The sequence below is a fragment of the Niastella sp. sgz303648 genome, assembly GCF_059587045.1.
On the sequence record NZ_JCAPSW010000011.1, the window covers coordinates 26733 to 43003 of the forward strand.

Genomic DNA, 16271 nt, shown 5'->3' on the forward strand with positions numbered 1-16271 from the left:
TTGAAACGTTGAAAGGTTACCAAGTTGAAAGGGTTGACAGGGAAACAGAACGTGTTGTCGTTTGCTGTTTCACCATTGACCATTGACCATTCACCACTCTATTGCCCAACATTCTTCATCGCTTCAATAACCATCTCTTTTTTATTCCGGGCCACCGGAACCTGGGTACCGTTTTCGAGTAACAGGTAACCGCCATCTTCCTTTATCAGACTTTTTATATATTTTTTATTTACCAGGTGTGACTGGTGACAGCGGATAAATCCGTAACCAGCCAACAGCTCTTCGTATTCATAAATGGGTTTCGAAACAATGATCTTTTCTTCGTTCGATAAATAAAAGCTGGTGTAGTTATTCGACGATTCGCACCGGATGATTTGCCCGGTGGCAATAAACCGGGTTTCTTTTTGGGTGGGCAATGCTATGCGCTGATCTTCTTTTTGTTGCCTGAAAAGATTGATTAAGTTCTCCAGCTGCAGGTTTTGTTTTTTATTGCGGCTTTTGGCTACAACCCGGCTAACCGCTGTTTGCAGTTCTTCGGTATTAATGGGTTTTAACAGGTAATCGATGGCGGCAAATTTTACCGCCTGAATGCCGTACTGATCGAAAGCCGTAACAAAAATGACATCAAATTCATGGTTCGACAGCGACCGCAGCAGGTCGAACCCGTTTTTACCGGGCATTTGAATATCGAGGAAAACCACATCGGGCTGGTGTTGAAGAATGATCTGCCGTCCTTCATCGGCCGAAAGGGCGGTGGCGAGCACCTGCATTTCGGGGCAATGCCTGCTCAATAATTGCTGCAGGTTTTGGAGGTTATTTATTTCATCATCGATCAAAACGGCCTTTATTGTCATTGTAACCAGTTTTTGAAATCAATTACTATTCGGCTGCCCGAAGTTCCATTTTCTGAAATAATCAGTGTTATACTGCCATTGCCAGGCATTTCGTTCAGCAGTCTGATTCGTTCGCGGGTCAGTTGTAAGCCATGTCCGTTTACAGGTTTGTCGCCGGCCACGAAGCCTTTTCCGTTGTCGCAAACCGCTACCTGCATATCATTTTTTTGTTTAATAAAATGCAGTTGAATATTTCCCTGTTGGTGCATGCCCGCCACCCCATGTTTAACGGCATTTTCGAGCAGGGGCTGTAACAGCAGGGAAGGGATGATTGTTTCAACGGCATTGATAGCCGCATCAACCTGAATCTGATACAAAAAACCAAAACGCAGTTGTTCCAGCTTCAGGTATCTATCCATTGTGGCGATTTCGTTATCGAGGGTATTGAAGTCTTTATTGGCATTGGCGAGTGCATTCCGTAACAGGCTACCAAACTCAGAAAGATATTGATTGGCTGTGTCGGGATCGTTTTTATTAACGAGGGCCTGTATTGAGCTGAGGGCGTTAAAAATAAAATGGGGGTTCAACTGGGCATATACCGATTTTAATTCAAGCTTTAATTTTTCTTTTGTCAACCGTTCTTTTTCAATTTTCCTGCGAATGGTCCTTAACCTGAACAATAAAACAATAAAACCAAAAAAGGCAGCGATTAAGCTGCCTGCAGTTATTTTGAATGCAGATGTTTGGTGCCAGGCCGGTTTTATTTCAAAATCGTAGGTCGATACGTTGTGGCGCTGCCTGCTGTACCGTATCTGCAACTGGTATTTGCCGGGCTTCAGATCTTTCAACCAGATGAAATTATTGTCGTAATCGTTCGGCTTCCACTCGTTGATTATTCTTCCATCCTGCATCAGCTGGTATTCCACTTCTTCTTTTTTATTAATATCTGCCGACAGATAATAGATGATGGAATTTTCAGTAGATGGAAATTCTGCATGCAGGGGCGAAATACCGGATTTTACACTGCTGTTGTACGGATTTTTAAGGAGGTTAAAAAAGTCGTTTAAATTTTTTGTTGTATATATGGAACGAACTTTGGGTTTGGTTTCCTTCCAGTAAACAACAGATGATGTGAAGCTGGTATCAGTTCCCTTTTTTCTTAATTCAACAATGATATAGTTGCCCCAGGTGGTTTTGTAGCCACCGAGGTAAGCAACCCCTTTTTTGAAGGTATTTTCAGTATTGTCGGAAAAACGGGTAATGGCGGTCCAGGGAGTAATTATAGTTTTGGCATTTAATGTAACCCGGTATTCATAATCAGCAGCATTATTCCTATATATGCGCGGCGTTATAAAATAAACTTCAGAAGAATCGTAGGTATATAATTTGTTGGCGTGATCTAACAGCGTTGATCTGAACCTGTATAACGATCCTTCGAACGTTATATCCAAAGGGGTATTCATATCCATATCGCCGGCGTTCACAATGCCATTATCAGGTATGGCTGTCATCAGCAGGGGAACAGAGTCGCTTATTTTGCCCGGAAAATTAGTTGAATACCAGGTCACATTACCCCGTATTGAATCGATGCTCCAATCGGTGCTTAATCTGATTTGCGAAAAAGTTTCCTGAATGATGATACAGGAAAAGAGGAGTAAAAGGAAAAATGTTTTTCTCATGTCGATAATTTTCATCAAAAATCAGCGATGGAACTACTGATGTATTGTGAAAATGTGCATTGTGTTGTTGCGGATGTGAATTTAGTAGTTTTGAACAAAAACAAGGTAACAAGACCCGGGAAAACCAAACAACCGCGTTTATGTAACCGGTATTAGCATAGGAGGTTTTGGCACCTGGCAGGTGGCTATGGATCATCCCACTACGTTTGCGGCCATTGTTCCTTTATGTGGTGGTTGTAATGATTCAACCCAAATATGCAGGATCAGGCGTGTGCCTGTATGGACTTTTCACGGCACAGCCGATAACCTGATTGATATAAACGAAACTGAACGGCTGGTAAACAGGCTGCGACAATGTGGAGGAAACGTTCAATTTACCCGTTTGGAAAATGAGGGACATGGCATACAGTACCTGTACGAAAAGCCAGTGATATATGAGTGGATGTTGAAGGAGGTAAAGAAACAAAGTCAATAGCCAATAGTCAATTGGCAATTGGCGATAAGCAATTGCCAAAGATCCGGGGGGGTATCATTTACTTGTAGGGGCTGTAATTAACCCCTGGGTACCTTGTTCCTTGAACCTTGTGCCTTGTGCCTTTATTTAGATCTGAACTATTTTCTTCTTCTTTTTTACCGTAGTGCATTCTTTTTTCTTCTCTTCTTCCAGTTTCTTCAGCTCTTCGCGCTGCTGTAAACGGTCCATCAGTATCAGTTGCTGGGCCTGTTTCAATTTTTCCTGTTTCAGGGCGCGCTCCCTTTGATAATTGCCTAACTGCACCACGTAATCGTTCTGCAACTTTTGTATCTGGGTGTTGGCTTCATCAAGGGGCTGCTGTGATTCGTCGTTGATCTTCTTCCAGTCGAGCTGTTGCATGGCTTTTTCAATTTCGCGCTGTATCTGCATCATATCAACTTTCTTCGACTGCGACTTTATATCGGATTCCAGTTTTTTCCAGTCGATCTGCTGCAGTGCTTTCAGCGCTTTATCCATGGCTTCCTTTGCTTTTACATCGTTATACGTCATGATGTATTTTTTCGGAAGCGCTGTGTCTTCTACCGGTTGACATAAGAAGCTGTTGCCTGGAACATAAGGATAAATATCCCGGGCTGGTGGAGCAGGGGCCACAGGATTCGTTTCAGGCATTGAATAATCAGTTATTTCAACATTATTTACAAAACCGGCCATTGGTTCCTGCAATTGCACCTGCACTTTATCAAACTGTTTGCTGAGTGCGGCCAGTTTGGCATCGGTCGTTAATTCAATAATCTGTTCAAGTTTTTTAAAGGGATCTTTACTATCGGGGCAGGCGTCTTTTTTATTTTTTTTCGAAGGAGTTTCTTTACAATCAGCTACCTCCGGCTCCTCTTCGATAGGAATATTTTGTACGGCAGGTGTGGCAAATGAAATTCCGGTTTCGGTTGGCGCCGTTTGCAGCCGCACCTCATCTATCTTTTTTATAATAATGTTGCCGGGATTGTACCATCCTATAAATGCTATAAGCATCGACGACAGCAACCAGGCTGCCAGCTTTTGGTTCAGTGGATTGCGGCGTACCGGTTCTTTTCCAAGTATGCGTTTAACCCTGTTTAATAAAAAATATTTGTCTTTACCCGTTGCCGCCAGTACCAAAGCATTGGTGGCAACGCGATTTTGTTCCAACGAAAGCAGGGCACGTGCATAGCTTTGCGGTTCGTAGCAAAACTGCAGCACCAGGTCGTCGCAACAGTTTTCGCGTTCGTTGCGAATGATCTTTGTAAGCAGCTTTGCAAAAGGATTAAAGAACAGCACCACATCAACACAGGCGATCAGTAAATTCACTAAGTAATCGTTGCGGCGAATATGGTTCAGTTCGTGCAGAATAATTGCTTCGGCCTGTTTCAATGTAAGGTGATTAACCGCAGCTACAGGCAATAAAATAACCGGTTTCCAGAAGCCCAGTGTAACCGGTGTATCAACCAATGACGATAACCATATCTGCACTTTCTTTTTAATGCCCATACGGCCTGCCACCTGTTGCAGAAAAGCTCTCCACTCAGGGTCGGCTTTTTGTAAGCCGGTAGTAAATAATAATTGTGTTTGGCGGTATTGAATATAAAAACGAATGAACAGGAAAGCGGCTGCCAGCAAATAAGCCATCGATAAAAAGGGCAGGGCAGGCTCGAACCAACGGATAATTGCATCGGGCCACGAAGCCGAAATATAGGTAGTATCAGTATCCGTTACATATAAAGTTACAACGGGCACACCTTTGGCGGCTTTGTAAAAGTTAACAATGAGGGTAATTAAAAACCACATTGAACCTGCGGCAAGCGATAACAGGGCAATTGTATGTCGTTGACGGGATAGTAATTTTCTTCCGTTCGCCGTGAGCCCTATATACACCAGCCATAACAAAGCCATTTGCCATAAGCTGTCCAGTAATGACCATCCCAACGCTTTAAGAAAAGCAGATTGGATCAAATTCATTGGTTACTTTATTGTTTTTTCAAATTGTCAAGCATCTTCTGAATCTCTTCCAATTCTTCGGCAGATGCTTTGTGGTTACCAAGTGCCTGCATAACCAGTTCACCGGATGAACCGCCAAACAGGCTATCGATCATTTTATTCAGCAAATGTTTTTGTGTTTTTTCCTTACTAACTGCTGCCTGGTAAATATGGGTTTTGATTGAATCGTCGCGCTTCACCAATCCTTTTTCGTGCATGATCTGCATCAGTTTCAGGGTAGTGGTATAGCCTGCTTCTTTGGTTTGAAGCAATTCTTCATGCACTTCACGCACGCTGGCATTTCCCTTTTTCCATAAAATCTGCAAAATCTCCAGCTCGCTTTCTGTGGGTTTTATAGTTTTTATTGTGGCCATATTGGAACAACATTTGTCTAAAAATACGACAAATTTCGTAATGATTTGTTAATACAATATAAATACACGAAATTTTTCGTGGATGTGAAAGTCGATGAATGGGAGTATAACTGTACAGGCGGGGAGCAGGGTGCAGTGGAGCAGGTTACAAGTTGCAGGTTTCAGGGGTTCGGGTTAGCGGTTACCTGTTTCCTGTTACCTGTTTCCCGGCCCGGCAATGGTAACTGGCGACCGGTAACAGGCAACCGGCAACTGGTTTTTGGTAAGGTGCAGTGAACTGCTTGGCCTGGGAAATAATGAATATTGAATAATGAACCGAAGAATATCGAAGTAAAAGCACTTCATCATTCGGTATTTAACATTCGATATTCAATATTTATTCTGGTTTTACTTTCTCATTTCTCATTTCCATGGTGGTTTTACTGGTGCCGTCGTGGCTCCAGCCGGGTGGGCGAATGATATAATTGATGCCATTTCGAACCGAATGCGATTTCAGGGCCTGAGCAAACATATCCTTCCATTCCTTAAAGGCAATATGAACAGGATTATAGGTGCTGATATTTTTGGTAAGTCCGTACACCGGCCGTTCTTCTTCGGGTTGAAAAGTTCTGAACAACCTGTCCCAGATAATTAATACGCCTCCGTGATTTTTATCGAGGTATTTGATATTGCTGCCATGGTGTACGCGATGGTGCGAAGGGGTATTAAAAATATATTCGATGGGGCGGGGGAGTTTATTGATGGCTTCGGTATGTATCCAGAATTGATAAATAAGACTGATCTGCTGCATCAGCATTACTACAATGGGATGAAAGCCAACCAGCGGCATCCACATCCAGAAAATAAAACTGCCGGTAAGGTTGCCCGTCCAGGTTTGGCGAAGGGCGGTCGACAAATTATATCGTTGCGAAGAATGATGCACCACATGCGAAGCCCAGAACCAGCGCATATTGTGCGACACATAATGGAACCAGTAATACGAAAAGTCGTCGGCGAAAAAAGCAAGCACCCACATCCACCAGGTAAAGGGAAGGGTAAAAAGGCGGTATTTGTATACGAGCGTAAAAGCGGCCAGTACAACTATTTTTGACAGCAGGCCCGAAATTACATTGCCAATGCCCATGGCCAGACTGCTGAAGGTATCTTTCGCCTCATAAAAATGCTTATGCTCCTTCCATGAAAACCATGCTTCGAGCAGCAGCAATACCACAAAACCGGGTATGGCAAAGTATAGGATCTCAGGGGCCATAGGCAAGCGTTTTATGCTAAGAGCTTGAAAGAGAAAAAGGAGAAAAAAGAGCTCTTGATTATTTTAAGTTGCCGGCTGCTTTCTACAACACTGGAATTTCGATAAAAGGGTTCTCTTTTATCTCTTTTTACTCTTATAACCTCTTAGCTACAAATTAAGATTTTTTCTTCAACCGGAAAACCGGTCTGCGCCTGCAAGCTTATAATGCCATAAAAAAAACGATCCACCGGCCGGCGGATCGTTTTTTTTAATACCAGGGTATTTATTCTTTTGTGAACGAAAGTGTCTTTTTGTAGGTGGGTGATTGTACAGAAACATGATAAACACCTGCCGGCAAACCTGATAGCGATAACGTATAGGTGTCGACATTTCCCGTAATACGGATGTTTTTCGTCATCATCACTTGTCCGTTGTTGGCATATAACGTAAGCAACAGCTCTTTATCCGGCATATTGTTCAGTTGTAACACCAGATAACTGGTTGCAGGAACCGGATAAATGATCGTATTGCTGCTGGTCAATGCGCAACCGGAGGATTTTATACTGCTATAGGTAACGTGATTGTCGGTACCGGATAGCTTCAAACGATATAATGATGCTGATTTGCCCATCAGGTCGGTATAGCTATACTCATTGCCCGTTCCGGCCGGTATCGTTGCGATGGATTGCCATTGTATGCCATCGGTGCTTCGCTGCACTTCAAACACCGAACTGTTGATACCGGTGGCCGTTGTCCATTTCAGGTTAACGGAATTAGTCTGACATTTTACTCCAAAAGAAAGCAGCGTAAGTGGCAGCACGTTATCTATGGTGCTGAGTGTCCATCGCTGGGTGAAACTGCTGATGCTATTGTATTCAACATAATTGGCCGATGCATCGCGGCTGGTATAGCCCTGAAGGCTCCAGTGCAGGGTATCGTTGCTTTTCCAGATGGCGAGGTTGCTTTCGTTCAGGCCATTCAGTTCTGCATCAAAATAATTCAATCGTAAAGTCAGCGAAGAGGGTGGGGTGGCCGGTAAAATATCATAATACCGGTAAATGCTGCTGCCGGTGCTTAACGAGTTTTGTTGCGACACATGTCCGCGCCTGATCACCGTAACACCCGGGTTTTGTGCACTGGTGATAATAATGCCCAGGTTACCGGGATTTTCGGATGCTGGTGCATTCAATGTGGCTGTGGACTGTACATAACCACCGGTAATACCCGTAATGCGGCTGGTTTCACTTTCATTGTTCAGGTATGCCGAACCGTTTAAAACAATATTTTTGGTGTTCAGCTCAATGAGGCCCGATAAAAAATTGATGTTGTTATTTACTGAAATATTATTCTGAAGCGTTAGCTGACTTCCGATGCTTTTATTGATCTCCAATATCTGAAAGGAAGGGGCAGTGGTTCCGCTGATACTGTTGTTACCGGTGCCGCTGAACCGCACGGTTCCTGCCGATGGGTTAAAGGTGCCGTTGTTTACAAGGCTGGCGTCCTGCAATACCACATAACCTCCGGTTTGTACAAAATTATTTCCGGAAGATAGTACCATTTGAGCCTTCAGATTATAAAAGCCTGCACTAACGCAAACCAGTAACAAAAATTTTTTTGTCATACTACTTGTTTTTTAAGTGATGGATTACCGTATCTGCTGCCAGTTGGTACCATCTGAAACAATTGTTATGGAAGTAGCTGTTGTTAATGTGGTTTGCGGTGTATCTGTTAAATCATTATAGGATGTTATGTTTACAGTAGCTCCTGTTTTGTTTACGATCACGTACATTCTGTTGGTGCAGGAAGAGGCCGAAGGCAAATTGATCGTTCCCGCACCCGAATTATAGATCCAGATGCTGGCTGTGTTATCGGGATCATTGGTGCCGGCCACCTGGCTGCTTTTTACCTGCATACCTACTGATCCCACAACATCGAGGGTAGAGGCAGGCGCAGTGGTTCCAATACCAACGCTTACTGCATTGGCACCTGTTCCGCCCAGTACCATGCTATTGCTTTGCGATACTGATGAACTATATCCAATGGCAGTAGCATTAGTCAAATTGCCCGTAGCAACATTGGCCCAATAGCCTATGGCGGTATTGCCGTTACCGGTGGTATTACTGTTCAACGTTTCCTGGCCTATAGCAACATTATAAGTACCTGTAGAATTGTTTATCAGGGCGCTCCAGCCAATAGCAACGTTACGTTCGCCTGTACTATTTGCTTTCAATGCTCTTGCACCCAAAGCCGTATTGTAGGTACCGGTGGTATTATTCTGCAATGCATTTGCGCCAATGGCAGCATTCCATGAACCGGTAGTATTGTTTTGCAATGCCAGATACCCCATACCTGTATTGTTCCCGGCCGTATTATATTGCAGCGCTGCATACCCTACAGCGGTATTAGTGCCTGCATTCGCATTCGTATTCAATGCATAATAGCCAATGGCTACATTGCGACGGTTGTTGAGATCGTCATTGGTACCGGCACCTTCACCCAGGTACGTAGAAAAGCCTGTATTCAATTCTTCTATCTGCCCCGTTGTACGTATGCGGGTATGTATGGTGTTATTGGTTCTTACATCAAAATGCTGATTATCGGTAGTGCCAATAAAATCAGTACCCGAAACAGTGCCGCTGTTGCCACTCAATGACCAACCTGAACTGCCTGAAGATAATGCCGTCCATGCAGTGCTGTTGTAGTAATAAAAGAGCGACAGATTGGTGTCATAAACCATCAGGCCGGTTGCCGGTGATGTTATAGCTGTACGTTGCGCTGTTGTCATGCGGGGTATCAATATGCCTTTTGACGTGCTGGTCATGTCGAGCAGGGCAGTGGCGTCGGGTGCCGTATTTCCAATACCAACGCTAACTGCATTGGCTCCGGTTCCTCCCAAAATCATGCTATTGCTTTGCGACACATTCGCATAATATCCAATGGCCGTAGCATTGGTAAGATTACCGCTGGTAACATTGGCCGAATAGCCAATTGATGTATTACCGATTCCGGTGGTATTACTGTTCAATGTTTCCTGACCTACCGCTACATTGTAACCACCGGTACTATTATTTATGAGCGAGTTCCAGCCTATGGCAGTATTACGCTCGCCTGTAGTGTTGTCGCGCATGGCTTGTGCGCCAAAAGCCGTATTGTAGGTGCCCGTTGTGTTATACTGCAATGCAAGCGTTCCAAAAACTGAATTCCATGCCCCGGTAGTATTGCTGTACAATGCCCCATAACCTACGGCCGTATTGTAATCAGCGGTGTTGCTCGTAAGAGTAGCGTAGCCAATACCGGTATTGGCATGGTTGTTCAGGTCGTCATTAGCGCCGGTACCCTGACCGAGGTAAGTTGACCCCCCTGTATTGAACACTTCTATTTGTCCGGTAGTTCGTATACGGGTGTGCAACGTATTATTCGTTCTTATATCAAGAGACTGGTTATCGGTAGTGCCTATAAAATTGGTTCCTGCCACGGTACCGCTGTTGCCGCCCAATGTCCAACCCACACTGCCCGAGGCAATGGCTGTCCACGCAGCGCTGTTGTAGTAATAAAAGGCCGACAGATCAATATCATACACCATCAGGCCGGTTGCCGGCGAAGTGATCGCTGTGCGTTGGGCTGTTGTCATACGCGGTACCAGAATACCTTGTGTTGTGCTGGTGAGGTCAAGAAGGGCAGATGTGTTTGGGGTTGTAGTGCCTATACCCACATTAATGGCATTTGCACCTGTGCCGCCCAGCACCATGCTGTTGCTTTGGCCCACATTGGCATAATACCCGATGGCTGTAGCATTGGAAAGGTTATTGGACGCAACATCGGCTCCGTAACCTATCGCTGTATTGCCTGAGCCGGTGGTAATTGAAGTCAGGGCCGAAAGGCCAACCGCCACATTGTTGGTACCGGTAGAAATATTGTTCAAAGCCTGGAAGCCCACGGCTACGTTATTAGCACTGTTCGAATTGTTCACCATTGCCTGGTAACCTATTGCTACGTTATTGCTGGCTGTGCCATTAAACAGGGCCTGTGAGCCAACAGATACGTTATTACTGCCTGTAGTGTTGTTTCTCAATGCCCGTCCGCCTACAGCTGTATTGTGGTTACCGGTAGTATTGTTGAGCAATGCCGATAATCCAAGGGCCGAGTTCCAGATACCGGTCGTATTTGCCCGTAACGCTGCATAACCGCATGCGGAGTTATCGGCGCCGGTAGTGGTGTTCTGCAACGCCTGATAACCTACTGCCGTATTGTTATAGCCTGTATTATCAAGTTGCAGGGCCTGATAGCCTATAGCTGTATTGGCGACGCCAGTTGTGTTAACATTCAATGTATAATAACCGATGCCTACATTCGCCCGGTTGTTCAGGTCGTCGTTGATGCCGGCACCTTCTCCCAGAAACAAAGATTGGCCAGTATTAAATACTTCTATTTGCCCGGTAGTTCGTATGCGGGCGCGCAATATATTATTGGTGCGAAAATCAAGGCCCTGGTTATCGGTAGTTCCTATAAAATGAGTGCCCGAAGTGGTACCACTATTGCCTGTGATCGACCAGCCGGAGCCTGGTGTGGAAAGAGGTGTCCAACTGGCGCCGTCGTAATAATAAAAAAGCGATAACGTATTGTCGTATACCAGTAAACCGGTGGCAGGGGAGGCAATCGCCGTACGTTCTGCGGTGGTCATGCGGGGCACCAGTAAGCCTTTGATGGTGCTCGAAATGTCTAACATGGCCGAATTGTCGGGATTGGCGCCTGTGGTATTAATGGCAACCTGTGCCTGTGCTATACAACCTGTGAAAATGCAAAAGAGCAATGAGCCGATTTTGGTTCTCATAGAGCCTGGTTGGGTTTTTTGGGTTGAAAGGGGCGAAAAGCAGCCTTGCTGTTTTTCCGGTAAAAAAAATGATATGTTTAACGGTTTGGTTTATAATATGTTGTTTTTATATAGGTATTTTATTTATTGTGTCATAAATAAATTGTGTACCACAGTTGGAATTAACCGGCATATAGCTGGCATAAAATGTTAATTATCATTAGTGTCGATTGTTTTATAATTACATTGTATTGATTGTTCGATGGTTAAATTGTTGGATGATGCGCCCGGAAATTCGCCATATAATTTGTATTTGTTGTTTGTTGGGAATCAATGCTATTGTACATGGGCAAGACAGTACGAAGAAGAAACTGTCGGTAGGCGCCCTGGCAAAAGACGTATATCGCAGTTTTTTTAAAGTAGAAAGCCTAACGCACGATTCGGTATTCTTTCAAAAAAGTGAGGAAAACTACCGACCCTATGCCGGTATGGTGATACGGAACGTTTACATTCGCAACTTATCATTCGGCGAAAATGTAACAGACACCGCTACAGATTTTATTAGCACCATTAGCAGATTTGCCGATAAACTTCAAACCAATACCAAAGATTATATAATTCGGGAATTGCTGTTTGTAAAAAAAGGACAGTTGCTCGATCCTTACCTGCTGGCAGATAATGAACGGTTCCTGCGCGATCAGAATTTTATTAAAGACGCCCGTATTGTGGTGCGGCCTGTGCCGGGCAGCGCCGATTCGGTTGACCTTACTGTTCGGTTACGCGATGTATTTAGCTGGGGTGCCGAAGTAAATGCCTCGGGTGTCAACGACTTTAAAGCCTCGATTTATGATGCCAATTTACTGGGAATGGCGCAAAAGCTGCAGTATACCCTGTTGTATGATCGTACACGACGACCACCGTTCGGGTCAGAAATATTATATCGCAAAACCAGTATTGCCGGTTCTTTTGTAAATGTAAGCGCGGCCTACACCACCATTAACCAGGGCGCCTCGCTGGGCCGTGAAAATGAAACCGCTTATTACCTGAAACTCGATCGCCCTTTGTATACCCCGAATGCCCGTATTGCCGGCGGGCTTGAGCTGAGCCGGAACCGTAGTACCAATGTATTTGAAAAGCCTGTTTCGGAGTTCAGCAACTATAAGTACCAGTTAGGCGATGCCTGGATTGGTTACAACATTGGCGTTTTTAAACAGCAAGCCGATAACGAAGACAGCCGCCGCCGGCTGTTTGTATCGGTACGTTATTTTGATCAGCATTTTACTCAAAAGCCTAAGCTGAATAGTTTTGATCCGCGGTATGTTGATAAGCGTTACGCGCTGGGTCAATTCACCTGGTACAAAATAAATTTTTACCGCACTAATTATATTTATGGTTTTGGAAGAACCGAAGATATACCCGTTGGCATGACGCGCAGGGTCACCATCGGCCCCGTGCGTACAGACAGTTTGCCGCGGGTGTATGCAGGATGGGAGTTTGATCACCTGCTGGTTGATAAAAAGCAAAATTATTGGAATTATACCGTAGCCCTGGGCACCAATTTGTACAAAAGCCAATTGCAGGATAACACCGCTTTTTTAAATGTAAGCTGGTTCAGCCGTTTATATACCATGAATAGTACACTCAAACTAAGGCAGTTTGTCAATATCAGTTATTCGGGAATTTATAAACTGCATGTATACGAACCCCTGTACATAAATAATGAGTATGGGTTGGAACAGTTTAGTACCGATAGCCTTCGGGGGGTACAACGGGTATCAATGGGCACTGAAACGAACATGTATACACGCTTACAGATACTGGGGTTTAAGATCGGTTTTTTTGCTTTTGCAAAAGCCACCATGATGACACCCGCTCATACGGGTTTATTAAACGGAGATATCTTTCCTGCTTTGGGCGGCGGCATGAGGACCCGCAATGAGAACCTGATCTTTGGCACCATAGAAGCCCGCTTCACCTGGTTTCCGCGAACGGTGTATGACGTGAACAATATTTCGCTTACAGTATACAGTAACCTTCGTGTTCGGTTTACGGGGTCGTTTGTGAAAGCGCCGTGGTTTGCGATGATGCAGTAATAAAATTTAAAAATGAGCAAATTTGAAAATTTGAAAATGGGAATACAATGGCAGCAGGAAGTAAGAAGTAGGATATAAGAAGTAAGAATCAGGAATGTGAAATGTTGATAAGAGAAAACATGTAGAAGGAACTTCTTAAGGTGCACTCCCCCTTTAGGGGATGGGGGTATATAAAAAAAAGGGTCCCCGATGTAGAAACATGGGGACGTTGGTATTTGGTATGATATAGTGCCTTAAGTTGTTACTAACAAAGATAATGTCGTTGTTCGAATTATCTAATAATTTTTTAGAAAAATCAGTTGACTTTTTTTTCTATTACGTAAGTATTTGTTATATCACGGTTATGATTACTGATTGTCTTATCTTTTTTGGCGCGAACAGTATGGGTATCACCGTTACTATAGATCTGCGCCAGGGTAGGAGCGATCACCAGCGATACAATCGACATCAGTTTGATAAGAATATTCATAGAAGGACCTGAAGTATCTTTAAACGGATCACCTACGGTATCACCGGTTACAGATGCTTTATGCGGTTCGCTCTTTTTATAGTAAATCTCACCGTTGATCTCAACGCCTTTTTCGAACGATTTCTTGGCGTTATCCCATGCACCACCGGCATTGTTCTGGAACATACCCATTAACACGCCGCTTACTGTAGCGCCGGCCAAAAAGCCACCCAATGCTTCGGGCCCTAAAACAAAACCAATGATCAGGGGAGCAACAATGGCAATAGCGCCGGGTAGCATCATTTTTTTAATAGAAGCATCGGTAGAAATGGCTACGCATTTATCATACTCGGGTTTGCCTTTTCCTTCCATAATGCCGGGAATAGTACGGAACTGACGACGCACTTCTTCAACCATTGCCATCGCAGCCTGTCCTACAGCGCGAATAGCGAGCGAAGAGAAGATGAAGGGGATCATACCACCTACAAATAAAGCGGCCAGTACATCGGCTTTATAGATGTTGATACCGGGGATCTTTGCAACGCCTACAAATGCGGCAAACAGGGCCAGGGCGGTTAAGGCTGCCGAAGCAATGGCAAATCCTTTACCGGTAGCGGCTGTTGTGTTACCTACTGCATCGAGCACGTCGGTTTTTTCACGTACTTCTTTGGGTAATTCGCTCATTTCGGCAATACCACCGGCGTTATCGGCGATAGGACCAAATGCGTCGATAGCCAGCTGCATAGCAGTTGTAGCCATCATACCGGCAGCGGCAATACCAACACCGTATAAACCGGCGCATTGGTAGGAGCCCCAGATACCACCGGCAAGCACCAGAATTGGTAATAAAGTTGATTCCATACCTACAGCCAAACCGCCGATTACGTTGGTAGCATGGCCGGTACCGGATTGACGCACGATGCTAAGCACCGGGCGTTTACCCATAGCTGTATAATATTCGGTAATGATACTCATTAAGGTTCCTACTACCAGGCCCACCACAATGGCTCCCAGAATACCTTCACGGGTGAAGGTTTTGGCGCCTTCGATCAGTGAACCGCCTACAGTGTCGCGCAAGAGGTGAAAATCGCCTTCGGGCAAAATCCAGAATACCAAACCGGCAGAAGCGATGGCAGTAAGAATAATTGAACCCCAGTTACCCATGTTCAGCGCTCTTTGAACGGTATTGGTGTTAACACCGGCCGATTCGCTGATGCGTACAAAAAAGGTTCCTATTATAGAAAACAAAATACCTGCGCCGGCAATCAGCATAGGTAATAATATCAATGATAAACCGCCAAAACGGTCCTGCACTACGGCTTCCTGTCCTAATACCATCGTAGCTAATACTGTGGCTACATATGAACCGAACAGGTCGGCTCCCATACCAGCTACGTCGCCTACGTTATCGCCCACGTTATCGGCAATGGTAGCCGGGTTACGCGGATCATCTTCAGGAATACCAGCTTCAACTTTACCTACGAGGTCGGCGCCTACGTCGGCAGCTTTGGTATAAATTCCGCCGCCTACACGGGCAAACAGGGCAATTGATTCAGCACCCAGTGAAAAACCGGTAAGCACTTCAATGGTGCGCACCATTTCTTCGGAGTTTACAGCCGCATCAGGAGCAAATATGGTTTTGAGTATGATGAACAAGCCGCTTAATCCAATTACAGCCAAACCTGCTACGCCCAAACCCATTACAGAGCCACCGGTGAAAGAAACCGCCAGGGCTTTGCTTAAACTGGTACGGGCTGCATGGGCTGTGCGTACATTGGCTTTGGTGGCCACACGCATTCCGATATAACCGGCTGTGGCGCTGAACACGGCGCCAAAAACGAAAGCCACTGCAATAGCCCAGTGTGAATGGGGATTGGCGCTGGCCATTACGCCCAGTAACAGGGCTACAATTACAACGAAGTATCCGAGAATTTTCCACTCGGCACGTAAAAAGGCCATAGCGCCCTGTGCAATATACGTACTGATCTCTTTCATGCGGTCGGTACCCGCATCCTGCTTAGCAACCCATTTAAATTTGATGAAGGTATACAGCAAGCCAATGACACCCATGATGGGGACGAGATAGAACAGATTGTCCATAGTGTGATTCCTTTTCGCGAATTTTTAAGGAGGGCAAAAATAGGGGAAAACGGGCAGAATTAAAACTGTTGTGGGTTTGGGCGGGAGTTGTAAGTTTTAAGTTGCAGGTTTTAAGTTCTTAATTAGGGGGGTGAGTGTGGTGAGCAGGTGTGATTTTTAAGTGGGGCATAATAGGATTAAAAAAATCCCTGGCCGTGTTGCCGGTCAGGGATTTTATATTA

10 protein-coding genes and 1 pseudogene are annotated in these 16271 nt (G+C 44.9%); 3 read left to right on the forward strand and 8 right to left on the reverse strand.

Annotated elements, in window-relative coordinates:
* Positions 1–98 precede the first annotated feature (98 nt).
* Together AC59IL_RS27135 and AC59IL_RS27140 are read right to left on the reverse strand one after the other, a co-directional pair.
* Positions 99–854 carry a LytR/AlgR family response regulator transcription factor gene (locus tag AC59IL_RS27135; protein WP_496555367.1) on the reverse strand — a complete coding sequence of 252 codons (756 nt, stop codon included), beginning with the start codon at positions 852–854 and terminating at the stop codon, positions 99–101.
* Positions 851–2512, reverse strand: a complete 1662-nt coding sequence (locus AC59IL_RS27140) for a sensor histidine kinase (protein WP_496555368.1) — start codon at positions 2510–2512, stop codon at positions 851–853. The genes AC59IL_RS27135 and AC59IL_RS27140 overlap by 4 nt, the downstream gene beginning before the upstream one ends.
* Positions 2513–2639: 127 nt before the next feature.
* On the opposite strand from AC59IL_RS27140, the pseudogene AC59IL_RS27145 reads away from it, so the two are divergent.
* A pseudogene (locus AC59IL_RS27145) lies at positions 2640–2987 on the forward strand (carboxylesterase family protein); the annotation flags it as partial.
* A gap of 126 nt (positions 2988–3113) precedes the next feature.
* Here AC59IL_RS27145 and AC59IL_RS27150 read toward each other — a convergent pair.
* Positions 3114–4979, reverse strand: coding sequence for a M56 family metallopeptidase (locus AC59IL_RS27150; protein WP_496555369.1), 1866 nt, complete (start codon positions 4977–4979; stop codon positions 3114–3116).
* Positions 4980–4987: 8 nt separating this feature from the next.
* Positions 4988–5371, reverse strand: a complete 384-nt coding sequence (locus AC59IL_RS27155) for a BlaI/MecI/CopY family transcriptional regulator (protein WP_496555370.1) — start codon at positions 5369–5371, stop codon at positions 4988–4990.
* 84 nt (positions 5372–5455) lie between these two features.
* Between AC59IL_RS27155 and AC59IL_RS27160 the strand changes: the two genes are divergently transcribed.
* Positions 5456–5647: a hypothetical protein gene (locus tag AC59IL_RS27160; RefSeq protein ID WP_496555371.1), complete on the forward strand. Its 192-nt coding sequence runs from the start codon at positions 5456–5458 to the stop codon at positions 5645–5647.
* A 100-nt stretch (positions 5648–5747) separates the two neighbouring features.
* Here AC59IL_RS27160 and AC59IL_RS27165 read toward each other — a convergent pair whose 3' ends face one another.
* From AC59IL_RS27165 to AC59IL_RS27175, 3 genes are all read right to left on the reverse strand, one after another.
* A complete protein-coding gene (locus AC59IL_RS27165; protein WP_496555372.1) occupies positions 5748–6620 on the reverse strand; it encodes a sterol desaturase family protein in 873 nt (290 codons plus the stop codon).
* 262 nt (positions 6621–6882) lie between these two features.
* Complete coding sequence (locus AC59IL_RS27170) at positions 6883–8220, reverse strand: T9SS type A sorting domain-containing protein (protein WP_496555373.1); 1338 nt, start codon at positions 8218–8220, stop codon at positions 6883–6885.
* 24 nt (positions 8221–8244) lie between these two features.
* Positions 8245–11430: a beta strand repeat-containing protein gene (locus tag AC59IL_RS27175; protein ID WP_496555374.1), complete on the reverse strand. Its 3186-nt coding sequence runs from the start codon at positions 11428–11430 to the stop codon at positions 8245–8247.
* A gap of 299 nt (positions 11431–11729) precedes the next feature.
* On the opposite strand from AC59IL_RS27175, the gene AC59IL_RS27180 reads away from it, so the two are divergent.
* On the forward strand, positions 11730–13502 hold the full coding sequence (locus AC59IL_RS27180) for a hypothetical protein (protein ID WP_496555375.1): 1773 nt from the start codon (positions 11730–11732) through the stop codon (positions 13500–13502).
* A 295-nt stretch (positions 13503–13797) separates the two neighbouring features.
* On the opposite strand, the gene AC59IL_RS27185 is transcribed toward AC59IL_RS27180, so the two are convergent.
* Complete coding sequence (locus AC59IL_RS27185) at positions 13798–16050, reverse strand: sodium-translocating pyrophosphatase (RefSeq protein WP_496555376.1); 2253 nt, start codon at positions 16048–16050, stop codon at positions 13798–13800.
* Positions 16051–16271 lie beyond the last annotated feature (221 nt).